The sequence below is a fragment of the Microbacterium sp. Root280D1 genome (assembly GCF_001428975.1).
Lineage (GTDB): Bacteria > Actinomycetota > Actinomycetes > Actinomycetales > Microbacteriaceae > Microbacterium.
Genome location: NZ_LMJK01000002.1, coordinates 1,240,048 through 1,255,155 on the forward strand (window position 1 = coordinate 1,240,048; position 15,108 = coordinate 1,255,155).

General features: G+C 67.5%; 18 protein-coding genes and 1 tRNA gene. 13 read left to right on the forward strand and 6 right to left on the reverse strand.

The window, feature by feature from the left end; all coding sequences use genetic code 11:
- The first annotated feature begins 123 nt into the window (after positions 1 to 123).
- The 3 genes from ASE34_RS12220 to ASE34_RS12230 are packed head-to-tail and all read left to right on the forward strand — an operon-like array spanning position 124 to position 5,920.
- Entirely contained in the window at positions 124 to 921 is a 798-nt protein-coding gene (locus ASE34_RS12220; RefSeq protein WP_056278977.1) for a hypothetical protein, read from the forward strand.
- Positions 918 to 2,459, forward strand: coding sequence for a DNA polymerase Y family protein (locus ASE34_RS12225; protein WP_056278978.1), 1,542 nt, complete (start codon positions 918 to 920; stop codon positions 2,457 to 2,459). Before ASE34_RS12220 ends, ASE34_RS12225 begins: the two co-directional genes overlap by 4 nt.
- On the forward strand, positions 2,459 to 5,920 hold the full coding sequence (locus ASE34_RS12230; RefSeq protein ID WP_056278979.1) for an error-prone DNA polymerase: 3,462 nt from the start codon (positions 2,459 to 2,461) through the stop codon (positions 5,918 to 5,920). Before ASE34_RS12225 ends, ASE34_RS12230 begins: the two co-directional genes overlap by 1 nt.
- A 5-nt stretch (positions 5,921 to 5,925) precedes the next feature.
- Here ASE34_RS12230 and ASE34_RS12235 read toward each other — a convergent pair whose 3' ends face one another.
- The gene (locus ASE34_RS12235; protein WP_053096818.1) at positions 5,926 to 6,315 is read right to left on the reverse strand and encodes a hypothetical protein; all 390 of its coding nucleotides are present in this window, start codon (positions 6,313 to 6,315) and stop codon (positions 5,926 to 5,928) included.
- A gap of 424 nt (positions 6,316 to 6,739) precedes the next feature.
- On the opposite strand from ASE34_RS12235, the gene ASE34_RS12240 reads away from it, so the two are divergent.
- On the forward strand, positions 6,740 to 7,603 hold the full coding sequence (locus ASE34_RS12240; protein WP_056278980.1) for a DUF72 domain-containing protein: 864 nt from the start codon (positions 6,740 to 6,742) through the stop codon (positions 7,601 to 7,603).
- Between the two features lie 30 nt (positions 7,604 to 7,633).
- On the opposite strand, the gene ASE34_RS12245 is transcribed toward ASE34_RS12240, so the two are convergent.
- Positions 7,634 to 7,954 (reverse strand): TetR/AcrR family transcriptional regulator C-terminal domain-containing protein, encoded by a 321-nt coding sequence (locus ASE34_RS12245; RefSeq protein WP_056278981.1) that lies wholly within the window; start codon positions 7,952 to 7,954, stop codon positions 7,634 to 7,636.
- On the opposite strand from ASE34_RS12245, the gene ASE34_RS12250 reads away from it, so the two are divergent.
- The 3 genes from ASE34_RS12250 (at position 7,953) to ASE34_RS12260 (ending at position 9,199) form a co-directional block, all read left to right on the forward strand.
- Positions 7,953 to 8,393, forward strand: coding sequence for an amidohydrolase family protein (locus tag ASE34_RS12250; protein ID WP_056278982.1), 441 nt, complete (start codon positions 7,953 to 7,955; stop codon positions 8,391 to 8,393). The two genes, ASE34_RS12245 and ASE34_RS12250, sit on opposite strands and share 2 nt — an antisense overlap.
- A 190-nt stretch (positions 8,394 to 8,583) precedes the next feature.
- Positions 8,584 to 8,868 carry a hypothetical protein gene (locus ASE34_RS12255; RefSeq protein ID WP_230100701.1) on the forward strand — a complete coding sequence of 95 codons (285 nt, stop codon included), beginning with the start codon at positions 8,584 to 8,586 and terminating at the stop codon, positions 8,866 to 8,868.
- Positions 8,869 to 8,923: 55 nt separating this feature from the next.
- A complete protein-coding gene (locus ASE34_RS12260) occupies positions 8,924 to 9,199 on the forward strand; it encodes a hypothetical protein (protein WP_053096828.1) in 276 nt (91 codons plus the stop codon).
- Positions 9,200 to 9,279: 80 nt separating this feature from the next.
- Here the strand turns inward: ASE34_RS12260 and ASE34_RS18020 are convergent, their stop codons facing one another.
- From ASE34_RS18020 to ASE34_RS12275, 4 genes are all read right to left on the reverse strand, one after another.
- On the reverse strand, positions 9,280 to 9,447 hold the full coding sequence (locus tag ASE34_RS18020) for a hypothetical protein (RefSeq protein WP_171821924.1): 168 nt from the start codon (positions 9,445 to 9,447) through the stop codon (positions 9,280 to 9,282).
- An 801-nt stretch (positions 9,448 to 10,248) separates the two neighbouring features.
- Positions 10,249 to 10,464 (reverse strand): hypothetical protein, encoded by a 216-nt coding sequence (locus ASE34_RS12265; RefSeq protein ID WP_056278984.1) that lies wholly within the window; start codon positions 10,462 to 10,464, stop codon positions 10,249 to 10,251.
- Positions 10,442 to 10,735: a hypothetical protein gene (locus ASE34_RS12270; protein ID WP_056278985.1), complete on the reverse strand. Its 294-nt coding sequence runs from the start codon at positions 10,733 to 10,735 to the stop codon at positions 10,442 to 10,444. Before ASE34_RS12270 ends, ASE34_RS12265 begins: the two co-directional genes overlap by 23 nt.
- A 278-nt stretch (positions 10,736 to 11,013) precedes the next feature.
- A tRNA-Pro gene (locus ASE34_RS12275) sits at positions 11,014 to 11,087 on the reverse strand.
- A gap of 118 nt (positions 11,088 to 11,205) precedes the next feature.
- Between ASE34_RS12275 and ASE34_RS12280 the strand changes: the two genes are divergently transcribed.
- From ASE34_RS12280 to ASE34_RS12305, 6 genes are read left to right on the forward strand one after another with little or no spacing between them, the layout of a single operon-like run.
- Positions 11,206 to 11,790: a GNAT family N-acetyltransferase gene (locus ASE34_RS12280; protein ID WP_056278986.1), complete on the forward strand. Its 585-nt coding sequence runs from the start codon at positions 11,206 to 11,208 to the stop codon at positions 11,788 to 11,790.
- The gene (locus tag ASE34_RS12285; RefSeq protein WP_056278987.1) at positions 11,787 to 11,984 is read left to right on the forward strand and encodes a hypothetical protein; all 198 of its coding nucleotides are present in this window, start codon (positions 11,787 to 11,789) and stop codon (positions 11,982 to 11,984) included. The genes ASE34_RS12280 and ASE34_RS12285 overlap by 4 nt, the downstream gene beginning before the upstream one ends.
- A 20-nt stretch (positions 11,985 to 12,004) precedes the next feature.
- On the forward strand, positions 12,005 to 12,460 hold the full coding sequence (locus tag ASE34_RS12290) for a hypothetical protein (RefSeq protein ID WP_056278988.1): 456 nt from the start codon (positions 12,005 to 12,007) through the stop codon (positions 12,458 to 12,460).
- A gap of 40 nt (positions 12,461 to 12,500) precedes the next feature.
- Positions 12,501 to 13,169, forward strand: a complete 669-nt coding sequence (locus tag ASE34_RS12295) for a lysoplasmalogenase family protein (protein WP_056278989.1) — start codon at positions 12,501 to 12,503, stop codon at positions 13,167 to 13,169.
- Positions 13,169 to 13,555 carry an RNA-binding S4 domain-containing protein gene (locus tag ASE34_RS12300; RefSeq protein ID WP_053096838.1) on the forward strand — a complete coding sequence of 129 codons (387 nt, stop codon included), beginning with the start codon at positions 13,169 to 13,171 and terminating at the stop codon, positions 13,553 to 13,555. Before ASE34_RS12295 ends, ASE34_RS12300 begins: the two co-directional genes overlap by 1 nt.
- Positions 13,556 to 13,593: 38 nt before the next feature.
- Positions 13,594 to 15,048 carry an HNH endonuclease signature motif containing protein gene (locus ASE34_RS12305; RefSeq protein WP_056278990.1) on the forward strand — a complete coding sequence of 485 codons (1,455 nt, stop codon included), beginning with the start codon at positions 13,594 to 13,596 and terminating at the stop codon, positions 15,046 to 15,048.
- Positions 15,049 to 15,108 lie beyond the last annotated feature (60 nt).

The window sequence follows — 15,108 nt, forward strand, 5'->3', positions numbered from 1 at the left end:
TTAGGAGAACTCGGACGGCGGCGATGACCGCGTGTGGATAACGTCACGCCGCGATGTCGGAGGTTCGAACTATCGTCATCTACTCCAGTTGCTTTATTAGTACATATCTTCGAGGATGGATTCATGGGGATCGGGCTCGATGCGGTGACCGCGCTCTCTCCGGCTGGCGACTCCCGCGCCGGAGAGGTTCTTCGGCTGCGCCGGGAGATCAGCCGCATGCAGCGCAGACGCAGCGAGCACCCGCTTCTCCCTCTCGATCCGGCCTTCTCCTCGCTGCTCCCCGAAGAGGGGCTGCAGACGGGGGCGACGTACACCGTCTCTCCCTCCCCCAGTCTCGTCCTCGCACTGCTCGCCGCGGCCTCGGGCAAGGGCCACTGGTGCGCGGTCGTGGGCATGCCCACACTGGGTGTCGAAGCCGCAGCGGCGTTCGGAATCGCGCTTCCTCGCCTGATCCTCGTCCCCGAACCAGGAGACCGCTGGCTCGCCGTGGCCTCTGCACTCGCCGAGGTGGTTCCGCTGATCGCCGTGCAGCCCGGAGGCAGGGCCCGCGATGCGGATGTGTCCCGACTGAGCGCACGGCTGCGCGACCGCGGGAGCACCCTGCTCGTCACCGAGTCCGCGGAGTCCGGCGCCTGGCCGCAGAGCGAGGGGTCCATCCGGCTGCACGACCAGCACTGGCTCGGCATCGGCGAGGGGTGGGGGCTCATCGAAGGCTCCACGGCGACGGTGTCGGCGCGGACGAGGCACAGTCCGCTGACGTCGAGCGTGCGCGTGCGTCTTCCCGGCTCCCACGGCGCAGTGGAAGAGCTGCCGGCGGAGCACGTCGCCACCGAGACCATGGCCGAGATCACAGGGCTGACCGGCCTGCGCGGCGGCGAGGCCGCTCCGCTCGAGTACCCGCGTCTGGCGGTGGCCGGATGACCGCCGCTCCACTCCGCGTCCTCGTCCTGTGGCTTCCCGATTGGCCGCTGAGAGCAGCTCTCGGCGGGCCACCGCCTCATCCGCCGACCGCTCTGGTGCATGCGAACACCGTCGTGGCGTGCACCGCATCGGCGAGGGAGCACGGCGTGCGCGCCGGCCAACGTCGCCGCGTCGCTCAGGGCCATATCTCGTCACTGCGCGTGATGCCCCACGACCCCGCCCGCGATGAGAGAGCGTTCCTCCCCGTGCTGCAACTCATCGAGAAGCACGCGCCCGGTGCGGCACTGCTGCGTCCAGGGCTGGCGGCGGTGCGGGCACGGGGCATCGCGCGCTATCACGACGGCGAGGCCGAGGCGGGGCGTGCCCTGATCGACATCCTCACCGACGCCGGGTTCCCCGAGGTGCGCGTGGGCATCGCCGACGGTCCCTTCACCGCCGAGCTCGCCGCGCGAGGGAGCGCACCGTGCACCGTCGTACCTGCAGGACTCGCGAAGGACTTCCTCGCCCCACTCCCGGTGAACGTTCTGAGAGACGAGCAGCTCACCGGTCTGCTCGTCCGGCTCGGTGTGCGCACGCTCGGCGACTTCGCGGCCCTCGACGAGATCGAGGTGCGCGATCGCTTCGGCGAGCGCGGCGCGCGTCTGCACGCCCTCGCCGCCGGCGCCGATTCCCGCGCGGTGGTGGCACGACCTCCTGACCCCGAGCTCGTTCGCTCCATCGAGTTCGACTCGCCACTCGCCGGAGCCGATCAGGTGGCCTTCGCCGTGCGGCAGACGGCCGATGCGGTCATGCTCGCCCTCGGTGAGGCCTCGGTGGTGTGCACCGAGGTCCGCATCGACCTCACCGACGACGACGGCAAGGTGTTCTCGCGCCCCTGGCTGCATCCCACCTGCTTCGATGCCGCTGATCTCGTCGACCGGGTGCGCTGGCAGCTCGAAGCACTGGGAGCCGAATCCGCGAAGGAGCCGGTCGATGAGGCTCGTGCCTTCGGCGGAATCTCTCTGGTGCGGATCGTCCCCGTGGCGGTCGACGATGCCGCCCATCACCAGCCCGGCCTCTTCGGGTCCGGCACTGATGAACGCCTGCATCACGCCATCTCGCGCGTGCAGACGATGCTCGGCCACGAGGGCGTCGTCACCGCTGCCCTCTCCGGCGGGCGCTGGCTCGCCGATCGTCAGGTGCTCACTCCGTGGGGCGAACGCTCCGTCGCCCCCAGAGACCCAGCGCAGCCCTGGCCGGGGAGCCTTCCCGACCCTCTCCCCGCCGAGGTGTTCCGCCCTCCTCGCCCCATCGGAGTGCTCTCCCCTGACGGCGAGACCGTCCTCGTCGACGAACGGGGTGCGCTCTCGGCGGCGCCCGCTCGCATCGACGGCGACGACGTTCAGGCGTGGGCCGGTCCGTGGCCGATCCATGAACGCCGATGGGAGGACTCCGGCGGCAAGAGAGGGCACCGCCTGCAGATCGTCGACGATCATGATCGGGCCTGGCTCGTCTTCTGCACCGGAGGCCGGTGGTGGGCTGAGGGGAGGTACCGCTGATGGGCTGGCACAACCCTCCCCTGTCCTGGAACGAGCTGGAGCGCACTCTCAGCGGCGAGGAATCGCCCTACCCGACGGGAGGCATCCCGCCCGGCAGCCGACCCGACCCCGGCCCCGTCAGCACCAAGCGCACACGGAACCCACCGACGTCCGTCAGCAGGCCAGAGGACGCCGTCCCGTACGCCGAGCTGCATGCGCATTCGTCCTATTCCTTCCTCGACGGCGCCTCCTCACCGGAGGACCTGCTCGCCGAGGCCGAGCGTCTCGGACTCACTGCACTGGCGCTCACCGACCACGACGGCTTCTACGGTGCTGCCCGCTTCGCCGAGGTCGCAGAGCTGATGGATGTGAGCGTCCAGACCGTGTTCGGCGCAGAGCTCTCGCTCGGCCTCGACGCACCGCAGCGGGGCGCCCCCGATCCCGTCGGCGACCATCTGCTGGTGCTCGCCGACGGGCTGGAGGGCTACCACCGTCTCTCCGGCGCGATGACGGCCGCCCACCTGCGCGGTGGCGAGAAGGGCCGCCCCGTCTACGACCTCGAGGAGCTGGCAGCCGCCTCAGACGGGCACTGGACGATCCTCACCGGATGCCGGAAGGGCGGGGTCCGCCGTGGCCTAGAGGCGGGAGATGCTCAGACGCCGCTGCGCCGACTGGTGGATCTGTTCGGCCAGGATCACGTCGCCGTCGAGCTCTTTGACCACGGCGACCCGCTGGACACACGACGCAACGACGCTCTCGCCGATCTCGCCAGACGGATGCGACTGCCGGTGGTGGCGACGAACAACGTGCACTATGCAGCGCCCGAGCGTGCATCACTGGCCGAAGCGGTCGCCGCCGTGCGCGCCGTGCGCAGCATGGACGAGCTCGACGGGTGGCTTCCGACTCACGGAGGAGCGCATCTGCGCAGCGGCGCGGAGATGGCAGCGCGCTTCCGGCGCCACCCCGGTGCGATCTCCTACGGCCTCGAACTCGCCGCAGCGTCGGCCTTCTCCCTCCGCCGTGCACGACCTGCCCTCCCGAAGCAGGAGGTCCCTGACGGACACACGCCGATGAGCTGGCTGCGCCACCTGGTGTGGGAGGCCGTGCCGACGAAGTATCCGCGCCTGGATGCCGACGGCCGTCGCAGGATCGGACGCGAGCTCGATGTGATCGAGGAGAAGGACTTCCCCGGCTACTTCCTCATCGTGCACGGCATCGTCGCCGAAGCGCGCCGTCGCGGCATCCTGTGCCAGGGGCGCGGCTCGGCCGCGGCGAGCGCCGTCTGCTATCTGCTCGGCATCACCGCCGTCGACCCGATCCTCTACCGTCTGCCCTTCGAGCGCTTCCTCGCGACGACCCGACAGGAAGAACCGGACATCGATGTCGATTTCGACTCCGATCGCCGCGAGGAGATCATCCAGTGGGTGTACCGCGAGTACGGACGCGAACGTGCGGCACAGGTGGCGAACGTCATCCAGTACCGTCCGAAGAACGCGGTGCGCGACATGGCGAGAGCTCTCGGCTACTCTCCGGGACAGCAGGATGCCTGGTCCCGGCAGGTCGATGGGTGGAGCGCCGGACTCGAGGTGGCCGACGAGCACGACATCCCGGCGAACGTGCTCGACTACGCGGGCGAACTGCTGAAGGCTCCCCGGCATCTCGGCATCCACTCCGGCGGCATGGTGCTCACCGCGCGTCCTGTCGGCGAGGTCGTTCCCGTCGAGCATGCACGCATGGAGAACCGCACGGTGATCCAGTGGGACAAAGACGACGCGGCCTGGATGGGGCTGGTGAAGTTCGATCTCCTCGGGCTCGGGATGCTGGCTGCGCTCCAGCACTGCTTCGACCTGATCCACGACGCCACGGGTGAGCGGTGGACGCTCGAGACCCTTCCGAAAGAAGAGCCGGCCGTCTTCGACATGCTCTGCCGCGCCGACTCGATCGGGGTGTTCCAGGTCGAATCCCGTGCGCAGATCGGCCTTCTCCCCCGCCTGCAGCCTCGGGCCTTCTACGACCTCGCCATCCAGATCGCGCTGATCCGCCCCGGGCCCATCCAGGGCGGGGCCGTGCATCCCTTCGTCCGCCGCAAGATGGCGAAGGATGCGCTCGACGAGGAGAATCTCGCCAGAGCCGCCCGTGGCGAAGAGCCCGTGGTGCTCGAGATCCCGTATCCGCACGATGACCTCAAGCCGATCCTCGAGCGGACACTGGGCATCCCAATCTTCCAGGAGCAGCTGATCCAGATGGCGACGGCCATCGGCGACTGCACCGCCGACGAGGCCGATCTGCTCAGACGCGCGATGGGGTCCAAGCGCGGGCTCGAGAAGATCGACAAGGTGCGAGACAAGCTCTACGCGGGGATGACCAGACGCGGACTCTCCGCCGAGCAGTCGGATCGCATCTACGCGCAGATCCAGGCCTTCGCGAACTTCGGATTCGCAGAGTCCCACTCGTTGTCCTTCGCGCTCCTGGTCTATGCGAGCTCCTGGCTCAAGCTGCACTATCCCGCGGCGTTCCTCGCGGGGCTCCTCCGGTCGCAGCCGATGGGCTTCTACTCCGCGTCGACACTCACCGCGGATGCACGACGACACGGGGTCGAGGTGCGTCGACCCGATCTGCACGCCTCGGGGGCCACCGAGACTCTCGAACCCCTCGAGGGCTCACCGCTGCGGATGCCGACGGGGCGGGACACCTGCAGCGACCCTCTGCAGCCCCGGGTGCCGCGCTTCGATCGCTCCTCTCCGGACGAATCGGCGGCACACCGTCGAGATGGCGCCTATGCGGTGCGCATGGGTCTCAGCGGTGTGCGCGGCATCGGCACTCAACTGGCGGAGAAGATCGTCGCCGAGCGCGAGGCAGCCGGACCTTTCCGCGATCTGAACGATCTGGTGAGGCGCACGGATGCCACCGCTGCGCAGCTGGAGTCCCTGGCGACCGCCGGCGCGTTCGAGTGCCTCGGCCTCCGGCGCAGAGAGGCGATCTGGCTGTCCGGGGCAGCCGCTGAAAACCGATCCCGGTTCCTTCCCGGCACGACGATCGCCGTGCAACCGCCGCTGTTCAGCGATCAGTCCAGCTATGAGCGGCTCTCCGCAGATCTCTGGGCGACCGGCGTCTCGACCGACGACCATCCGATGGCGCATTTCCGCGGGCTCCTGCGCGAACGGGGCGTGCTCACCTCAGCAGATCTGCAGAGCCACGAGACGGGGCGACGCATCGAGGTCGCCGGTCTTGTGACCCACCGTCAACGTCCGGCGACCGCAGCCGGTGTCACCTTCCTCAACCTCGAGGATGAGACCGGTCTCGTCAACGTCATCTGCTCGACTGGGGTGTGGGGTCGTTACCACCGGGTGGCGCGCGATTCTCCTGCGCTGATCATCCGCGGCATCCTCGAGCGTTCAGCGGAGGGCGTCGTGAACGTCCTCGCCGACGCGTTCGAAGATCTCCGAACGGGGGTGACGCATCGTTCGAGGGACTTCCGGTGACCGGCTCACCAGAAGCGTTCGGGCTCAGGCTCGGGGACGCGGTCTCCGCCGCCCCAGCGATCGGCTTCAGCCTTCGCGGCGTCGACCGCCGCATCCGCCCCGTTCAGAGCAGCCCTGGCGCTCGTCGCCCCTGATCCGTCGCGATCGGCGTCGACGGTGAGTGTCGTCTGCGAGGAGTGGCCGCCGATGGTCACGGTACAGTCGACGACACGGCCGAGCCACCGGAGGAACTCACCCCGCGGCTCTTCGACGCGGCGATACCGGATGCCCGTGTCGAGGTCTCTGACCGACAGGATCAGCGACTCTCCGGTCAGCTCGTCGATGCGCTCCGTCACCTCGACGCGGTGCCCGTGGGCGATGGCGAGGTGCGCGTTCAGCACGAGCTTTCTGTCCATGAACCCACTCTATGAGTGCACGTTCCCGCGGCAAGCCCCAGTCTTGGAAGAAACATTCGTAGATTTCTTTGTCCCCCAAATGGCGGACAGAGCTATTAAGCGATATTCTGCAAGGAGTAGCGGGGGCTACCGGCTGAACATCTGGGGATATCAGTCGAGAGAGCAGCGAAAATCTTCGCCGCCTCCCCTACCGTCCGGGAAGGACGGTGAGCCCTCTCGAGTGATCCAAATGGGGTTGGACGACTCGAGAGGGCAACCAGTCCTCGCACCACGCGCGATCCTCGCCTTCACGTACAGCCGAGCGAGAGAGCACGTCGCGACCAACGTGGCCCACGGGCGTCAACCCCGCTCCCCATCTGCGGCATCGCACCTATCGTCGCCTCACGCCGCCCGAATCACGGCGGCAGCGGAGGAGGATTAGTCGATGACCGCCGCACGCGCTGCGCAGGTGAGGATAGGCGTGTCGGGCTGGCGGTACGCCAGCTGGCGCGGTGACTTCTATCCCCGGGGTCTGCCTCAACGCCGGGAGCTCGATCACATCGGACAGCACTTCCCCACCGTCGAGCTCAACGGATCGTTCTACTCGCTGCAACGCCCGGATAGCTACCGTCGCTGGCGCAGCGAGGTGCCTGACGACTTCAGCTTCGCCATCAAGGGATCCCGCTATGTGACGCACATGCTGCGGCTCCGCGACACGGAACAGGCACTCGCCAACTTCTTCGCCTCCGGCATCCTCGCCCTCGGAACCCAACTCGGACCGATCCTCTGGCAGCTGCCGGAGCGTGAGAAGTTCGACGCCGGGGTCCTGGAACGATTCCTCGATTCACTCCCCCGCACGACGGGCGATGCTCAGAAGCTGGCGATGACGCACGACTCGCGTCTCGACGGACGAGCCTGGACGGAGCTCGAGAGCGACCAGCCGATCCGTTACGCGATCGAGCCGAGGTCGCAGACATTCGACGATCCTGAGGCACTGCGCATCCTCAGTCACCACGGCGCTTCGCTCGTCATCGCCGACACCGCCGGCAGATGGCCACGTTTCGACGCCCTGACGAGCGAGGTCATCTATGTCCGGCTTCATGGCGCACAGATGCTCTATCACAGCGCCTACACCGCCGCCGAGCTCGACGAATGGGCCGACCTGCTCTGCGCCTGGTCGGACGGCACGGGCGCCGGCGACGGCCGACCGCGCGACGTGTACGTCTACTTCGACAACGACGCGCGCGGGCACGCACCGCACGATGCGGCAGCGCTCCAGGCGCTCGTCGCCGCACGCACCGGATCCTGAGCAGTCACCGCCGCTCCACCGGCTCCCGGGTCATCGGGTGAGGCGAGCACGGAGCGAATCGACCAGCAAACCGACGCCGAGTTCGAAGGTCCGATCCGCGCGGGCTGTCCCGCGCTCGGCGCCCTCCATCACGCGCCCGAGCGTCCGCGTCCCCTCCCCGGGCTCCCAGACCTCGTCCGGCGATGCCAGATCGAGGCCGAAACCGATCGCGAACGCGTCGATGATCGCGATCACCGTGAGCACCTCGTCCTCGGGGAAACCGCCGTCGACGAGAGCGGTCGCCAGGTCGTCGTAGGCGGCGATGACCGCCGGATGAGTGATCGTCTTGCCGATCGGCGTGACGGCCTCCATGCAGCCGGTCCACGCCGACCCCGCCATCTTCGCCAACTGGGCAGCACAGCTGGGCGACGATCGTGCGGATCGGGCCTTCGCGTGGCCCGAGTATGAGGATGCCGGTGCGCTGCTCGCCTTCTCGACCGACGCCCCCACCGCACCGCACGCGGCGCTCGCGAATATGTACGTCGCCACAACGCGGGCGTCCGCTCTCGACCCGGATGTGCCGGCGGTGCATCCGCAGTTCGCTCTTCCCCTCGAACGCGCGGTCGTGCATGCGACTCGTGACGCTGCGGTCTCGATCGGCGATGGCGACTGGCGGGGCCGGATCGCGGTGGGCCAGGTCGCAGACTTCGCCGTGCTCGACGTCGATCCGTTCTCGGAGGGCAGCGCGTCGCTGCTCACAGCGCGAGTCCTGCGCACCGTGATCGCCGGGAAGACCGCGCACGAAGCCTGAGGCGCGCTGTCCGCCGCATCCCTCACGGCTCACTTGAGCGATATACCGGTGAGTTCTTATAATTCTGGTGAACTCTGGCGGGCAGAGGGCGCCCGTCGACCAGGCGGTGGTGTCTTCCCGCCCGGGCGCGGAGCGCTCCCTCTGTCAGCCGATGGTGACAACGACTGATTGGAGTGTTGAGATGTCCGCGATGCCCGATCCGAGGTTCGAGCTCCGAAGGGTCACGGAGACCGAGTGGCTGATCGTCGACCACAGATACGAGGCGCACGATGCGCGCCAGACTGTCGCCTGCATCTATCAGGTCGACGCCGTCGAGGTCGATGTGCTCTGGCTGCGCAACCTTCCGCTGGCGAGCTCGTACATGTCGGCGGAAGAGGTGCTCAGCGACCTGCAGCGGTTCCACAACCCGCCGAGCCGATCGACGTCGCCGGTCACGATCCCGCACCTTCCTCCGCTCGCGACGACGGTCAGTTGATGCGCTGCGCGGAGCGGTACGTCGAATCCCAAGGGCCGCGCCATAGGCTGGCCTGATGCTCATCGCTCTGATTCGTCCCATCGAGACCAGCACTGCAGATGTCATCGGCACGACGCTGGCCGAGGTGCTCGTCGAGCTCGAACAGCACCGCAAGCCGGGCTTCTATCTGACGTCGGCGCCCGTGCGGATGCTGAAGGGCGAAGCGAAGATGGAGGCGACGGGCACGTTCACCCGTGTCGACGGCGTGCGCGAGATCGAGGCCGACGACATGGCGTCGCTCGAGGCGAAGGTGCCCGAGGGGTGGCGCATGCTGACGGTGCGCACGGCCTAGGTGCAGCGACCCGCCGACGACGAAGACCCCCACAGGACTCAGCGCCGGTGGGGGTCTTCTCCGTGTGGACGTCGTCGGGGTCAGCCGCCGGACGGGTTCTCGAGGGGCGCACCGTCTTCGTCGGTGGTCTCGTCCTCGATGATCTCGTCGGTGCTCTTCGACGACGACTCGTCGGGCGCACCGCCCGAGGCGGTGTCCGCCTCTTCGTCGCCACCGGGAGTTCCGTGCGTGTTCTGCAGATCGCTCATTGCATCTCCTCTGTCGGTTGAGGCGACGGTATGCGGTCGACCACGCACACGAGGAGGGGGTTGACGTGAGGAGGAATCGGACGGAAGGACGACGGATCGCACAGCGGAGGGACTCTCTCTCCGGATCACGAGTGATCATGTGAAGGAAGAGTCCCTCGACCGGAGCGGCCCCGCCGGGGTCCCCAGACCGTGGTCGGGGCAGGCTCTCGAGCGAAGGATACGCCCGATAGGAGCCACGTCACATGGCGTGGTGGACGACGGCGCGCGGGCGTACGCTCTTCTGCACGAAACGCGGCTGGGCCTCGGGATCTCGATGCCGCTGAGCATGAACGGAGATCCGCCGATCGCCGTTCACAGGATCGGACTGAGGCGCATCCGCAACCACTAGATACAGCGCTGCATTGGGGTTACGTTGGCCGTGGCCACACAGACGCGGCCCCGAGCCGGTGGAGTTCCCCAGCGAAGCCGGCTAGGTGTCCCGATAGGTACCCCAGAACCGGTCGGGGCACCGTACTGCCCGCCCAGATGACTGTGGCCGCTTCGTCGTGCGTGGAGTCTTGACGCCGCCGGATTCCGGTCCACGATGAGCGAGCCCCACAATCGGCAGCGCGAATGAGTGCAGACAAAATCGACCGGGTCCGCCGTCGCCGGGAACTCGGCATCAGCATCGAGCGTCTCCTGTTCATGGCGGACGACGCCGATTCTTCCGGTCACCGCCAGTTCTACGGAATTGGCGGCAGGCCCGGAATCATCAGTTAACGGAGAGACCGCCTCCCCCGCGTCGACATTCGTCACTTCTGGTCACCTGCCCATGCCCCGACTGACAGCCTCTTGCGCAGTCGCGACTCGTTCGGGCGTCATGGGCGACTCATACGGGACAACTTCCTCCAGCCGCGACGCGAGGTCCGTCAGCGCCTGCTCGACTGCCTTGTGCTCTGACGGAACTTCGTCGAAGTCGACCGTCTCCAGCCAGTCCATCAGCACGATCGCGTCCTCAGTCCAGAGTGCGATCTCCACGGTTGGGTATGTCCTCATGCGGGGAGGCTATCGCGCCAGCGCGGCGCGCGTTCGTCTCGCGCTCGTACTTGATCGCGCGACGCATGATCGGCACGAAGGCGAAGGCACACATCGCCCAGAAGCCGAGCCCCCCGACGAACGGCATTGGCTCACCGATAACGATGCCCACCACGACGGCGATCCCGCCGAATACTGCGGACATGACGACATTCACGATCGAGCCGACCTTGCCGTACGGACTCATGGGCCCGTGAGGGTCAGCGATGTTCATGTGCTCAGTATGCCGGAATCGCGATGAACGCCGTGCTGTACCTCCGTGTCAGCACCGCCACTCACTCCATGGACGGCTTCGGTCTCGATGTTCGACCGAGGGCCTGCCGGGCCTAAGCCAAGGCGCAGACCCGGCAGGCCGTCGCCACCCTCCGTGATGAGGGCGTGTCTGGCACACTCGACGCCGCCCAGCGTGACGGCCTTATGCCTGCTGCCCTCGGACTGTCCCGGACATGCAGAAGGCCCGGAGACTCTTGCGAGTTTCCGGGCCTTTCTCGGTCGGGCTGACAGGATTTGAACCTGCGACCCCTTGACCCCCAGTCAAGTGCGCTACCAAGCTGCGCCACAGCCCGTTGTTCTGCACTCTCGCGCAGGCAACTCCCCTATCTTAGCCCCACTCGACGGATCTCCGCGAACCGGGTGAGCGCCGGGCGTTGCGGGGTGTCGGAGCCCCGGCGTACGGTCGCATCCATGGTGACGATCACGACCGAGGTGGCGACCAGCGCCCGATGGGATGACGTTCGGCATGCGCTGACGGGCGGCGGCGACGGTGCCAGCTGCCAGTGCATCTGGCCGATGCTGAGCAACAAGGAGTGGAATGAGACGACCACGCCGCAACGCACAGAGATGTTGCGCGATGAGATCCAGGCGGGCCCTCCGCCTGGTCTGATCGCATACATCGACGGCGAGGCCGCGGGGTGGATCAGGATCGGGCCGCGAACTCTGCAGCAGCGGGTGCCACGCACGCGCATGATCGCGGCGGCATCGACCGAACCCTTGGATGACGAGTCGGTATGGGCTGTGACGTGTTTCGTGGTCCGTCGCGAACACCGCGGCTCGGGCATCACCCTCGAGCTGCTGCGCACCGCCGTCGATCTCGCTCGACGCTCCGGCGCCAGACTGGTCGAGGGGTACCCCGTCGACACCCGTGGCGAGAAGAAGCGCACCAATGATCTGTTCCACGGCACGCTCACCACGTTCCTGGCGGCGGGATTCGAAGAACGCGCGGAGATGAAGCCCGGCCGAACCCTGGTCGCACTGGATCTGTCGTCATGAACGAAGAGACGGACCTACCGGCGTCCATGGGCAAGGTCGCACGACGAGGGCTCGCGCTCCACGGGTTCACACGTCTCGACCGGTTCGACGACGCGTCCGAGGCGGCGCTGCTCGCCATCCACGGAGTCGGGCCGAAGGCCATTCGCATCCTGCGCGAGCACCTCGAGTCCCGCGGCTCGACTCTCGGGCCGTGAGCGAGCGCTAGCGTGGTGACATGAGCGACGAGAACCCGACCATCGAAGATCCCGAACTGGGCACCCTCACGCGCGCCACGACCGAGCTGTCCGACGGAACGGTACTGACCCATGACTGGTATGCAGGCGGCACGGTCGTCGCCGCCGCCCCTCTCGATCTCATGATCGAGGGCACCGATGCCGGTGAGGCTGCCGCACTGCTCCCCCATGTGCATCAGACCATAGCCGCCCTCGGCGTCCTACGACGACTGGCGACGGATGCAGTCGTCGCCGCCTTCAGCAATGCGGCCCCGGAGCAGCACGAGCTCGACGACGCGGCGACCGACCTCACCCTCGAGACGCTCGAAGCCTCGTCCGATGGCACGGTCGTGCTCCATTTCATCGACACCTGCGGCCAGCACTTCCCCGAGGGCTACTGGCCCGCCGTGCACCTCGGTGCCGACGGTCAGATCACCCAGGTGACGGTCGAATCCTGAGCGAGGCTGAGCGCGTTCGATCCCGCCCTACGATGGTGAGATGCAGCGACGCCGTCCGTCCGACCCGCTTCTCTGGGCCTTTCTGCCCTATGCGGCGGCATCGGCGGCTCACGTGGCGCTGCTGAGCGTCGGCAGCCCCGCAGCCGGGCCGACGAAGCTCCTGCTCATGCCCTTGCTCGCCGTGCCCGTGTTCGTGTCAGTGGGTCGCGCCGCGGAACGCTCGGCGCTGGCGTTGACCATCGCGGCACTCCTGTTCTCGTGGCTCGGCGACAGCGCAGGGGTGTTCTTCCCGGCGGCGCCAGAAGTGCCTCTGATGCTCCTGTTCTTCGGCATCGCGCATCTGGCATACATCGCGCTCTTCATGCGCCATCTCGCCGCGCGGCGGATGCCGTGGTGGGCGCTCGTCTACGCCGCTTGGTGGGTGGTGATGCTGGTGTTCATCGGTCCGCACGCCGGCGGGCTGCTGATCGCGGTGGCTGTCTACGGTCTCGTCCTCGCGAGCACAGCGGCCGCCGCCACTCGATGCTCTGCGCTCGTGTCGATCGGCGGCGCCTTCTTTCTCGCCAGTGACACTCTCTTGGCTCTTCGGCTCTTCCTGCCCGGTTCCCTGCCGGACTGGAGCAGCCCCGCCATCATGGCCACCTACACGCTCGGGCAGGGTCTGATCATCGCCGGCACCCTGATCGCACTGAGAAAGCGAGACATCTGATGGCGGATGCAGCACGGGTCGACAGCTGGCTCTGGGCGATCCGCGTCTACAAGACGCGCTCGGCCGCCACCACTGCATGCCGTGCGGGGCATGTGCGCGTGAACGGCGACAAAGTGAAGGCTGCTCAGCACATCCGCGTCGGCGACGAACTGCGCATCCGGATCGCCGGATTCGATCGGATTCTCATCGTGCGTCAGCTGCTCGTCAAGCGCGTCGGTGCCCCTCTCGCTGCGCTGGCGTATGAGGATCGCACACCGGAGCGCGAACCGCAGGCGGCTCTCGGACTGCGTGATCGGGGGGCGGGGCGACCCACGAAACGCGAGCGTCGCGACATCGACAAGCTGCGCGGGCGAGGATACGAGGATGACGGCATATTCCAGGGTTGAGCCTGGATGCGGTCGAACATAGGTTCTAATGTGGACCTATGACCCGGCGTACCGACTTCGACCTCGATCTCGAGGAGCGCTGCCGCCTGCTCGACGAATGGGTCGCCACGCGCCGCCAGATCGCTGCGCTCGAGGCCGAGTCCTACGCGCTGCTGGTCGAGCGGATCGGCATGCACGACAGCGACGTCTCGGAGAGCCCGCACCATCGCGAGGCGATCTACCGCTCGATGGTCGCAGAGTACTCCGCGGCCGGTCACATCCCGAAAGGTTCGGTCGAGTACGCCTTCACCGATGCACGCACTCTGACGCGCACGCTCCCGGCCGTGCAGGCCGCCTTCTCTGTCGGGTCGATCGGCGTGCGTCATGTCCGTGAGATCGTGCGAGCGAGCGAGATCGTCGACGACGCCATCCGCGATGGGCGGGTGGACGCCGAGACGATGAGCGTCTACGAGGCTGCCGTTCTGGTGGTCGCTGAGAACGACACGGCACCGAGAACGAAGACCCATGCACGTCAGGTGGCGGCAGCTCTCGTCGGCGAGACCGTCGTCGAGCAGCATCGCCGAGCGGCCGCGGAACGGTGTGTCACCGTCAAGTCCGTCGGCGACGGGCTTGCTGCCCTCACGGCGATCCTGCCCGAGTGGGTCGCGGTGGCGATCTCCGATCGACTCACGCAGATGGCCCGGCACATCACTCGCACCCGCAACGAGCAGGAGCCTATCCTCGAGCCGCTGGACGAACCGGAGGGCTCGCTCTACCTCGACGACCTCTCGCCCGATGATCCCCGATACGAGTCCTACTTCGACACAGCGGTGATCGCCGCCGACGGCACGTTCGTCACCGACCCGCTTGCCGGACTGATCGACCCGATGGCCGACCCCTCGAGCCCTGACATCGAGCACCTCTCCGGCGACGCTCGCACATTCGACCAGATGCGCGCCGATGTGCTGGCTGACCTGCTCCTCACTGCCGATCCGAGCGAAGCGACAGGCACAGGGCTGGAGAACATCTCCGCCCGCATCCAGGTCACCGTCGCTGCAAGCACTCTCGCCGGGGAGGACGATCGTCCCGCTGAACTCGACGGACACGGGCCGCTCGATCCCGACGTCGCGCGGGGACTCGCAGGACATCGCACCGGGTGGGCGCGTCTGTTCCTCGACGCGCAGGGACTGGTCACGGAGACCGACTCCTACTCCCCGACAGAGCAGATGCGGCGGTTCCTCAGAGCGCGCGATCAGCACTGCAGGTTTCCCGGATGCAGGATGCCGGTGCATCGTTGCGAGATCGACCACAACCACGACCACGCCCGTGGTGGACGCACGCGCGTCGACAATCTCAGCCACTTCTGCACGACGCACCACTCGCTCAAGCATCCGGACATCCATGAGCGGCATCGGTGGACGGCGCGCCAGACCTCTGACGGGTCGCTCACGTGGACGAGTCCGCTCGGCCGCGAGTATGTCGACCCACCGCGACGAAGAGTGATGTTCGTCTGAGCGCAGCACACGTCACGCTGAGTGCGGCACCCTCACGCTGAGCGCATCACACGTCACGCT

Excerpts from the sequence above, each read along its gene's own strand:
- ASE34_RS12220 (WP_056278977.1), top strand. The coding sequence starts at position 124 with ATGGGGATCGGGCTCGATGCGGTGACCGCGCTCTCTCCGGCTGGCGAC.
- ASE34_RS12225 (WP_056278978.1), top strand. The coding sequence starts at position 918 with ATGACCGCCGCTCCACTCCGCGTCCTCGTCCTGTGGCTTCCCGATTGG.
- ASE34_RS12230 (WP_056278979.1), top strand. The coding sequence starts at position 2,459 with ATGGGCTGGCACAACCCTCCCCTGTCCTGGAACGAGCTGGAGCGCACT.
- ASE34_RS12235 (WP_053096818.1), bottom strand. The coding sequence starts at position 6,315 with ATGGACAGAAAGCTCGTGCTGAACGCGCACCTCGCCATCGCCCACGGG.
- ASE34_RS12240 (WP_056278980.1), top strand. The coding sequence starts at position 6,740 with ATGACCGCCGCACGCGCTGCGCAGGTGAGGATAGGCGTGTCGGGCTGG.
- ASE34_RS12250 (WP_056278982.1), top strand. The coding sequence starts at position 7,953 with ATGCAGCCGGTCCACGCCGACCCCGCCATCTTCGCCAACTGGGCAGCA.
- ASE34_RS12245 (WP_056278981.1), bottom strand. The coding sequence starts at position 7,954 with ATGGAGGCCGTCACGCCGATCGGCAAGACGATCACTCATCCGGCGGTC.
- ASE34_RS12255 (WP_230100701.1), top strand. The coding sequence starts at position 8,584 with ATGCCCGATCCGAGGTTCGAGCTCCGAAGGGTCACGGAGACCGAGTGG.
- ASE34_RS12260 (WP_053096828.1), top strand. The coding sequence starts at position 8,924 with ATGCTCATCGCTCTGATTCGTCCCATCGAGACCAGCACTGCAGATGTC.
- ASE34_RS18020 (WP_171821924.1), bottom strand. The coding sequence starts at position 9,447 with ATGAGCGATCTGCAGAACACGCACGGAACTCCCGGTGGCGACGAAGAG.
- ASE34_RS12270 (WP_056278985.1), bottom strand. The coding sequence starts at position 10,735 with ATGAACATCGCTGACCCTCACGGGCCCATGAGTCCGTACGGCAAGGTC.
- ASE34_RS12280 (WP_056278986.1), top strand. The coding sequence starts at position 11,206 with ATGGTGACGATCACGACCGAGGTGGCGACCAGCGCCCGATGGGATGAC.
- ASE34_RS12285 (WP_056278987.1), top strand. The coding sequence starts at position 11,787 with ATGAACGAAGAGACGGACCTACCGGCGTCCATGGGCAAGGTCGCACGA.
- ASE34_RS12290 (WP_056278988.1), top strand. The coding sequence starts at position 12,005 with ATGAGCGACGAGAACCCGACCATCGAAGATCCCGAACTGGGCACCCTC.
- ASE34_RS12295 (WP_056278989.1), top strand. The coding sequence starts at position 12,501 with ATGCAGCGACGCCGTCCGTCCGACCCGCTTCTCTGGGCCTTTCTGCCC.
- ASE34_RS12300 (WP_053096838.1), top strand. The coding sequence starts at position 13,169 with ATGGCGGATGCAGCACGGGTCGACAGCTGGCTCTGGGCGATCCGCGTC.
- ASE34_RS12305 (WP_056278990.1), top strand. The coding sequence starts at position 13,594 with ATGACCCGGCGTACCGACTTCGACCTCGATCTCGAGGAGCGCTGCCGC.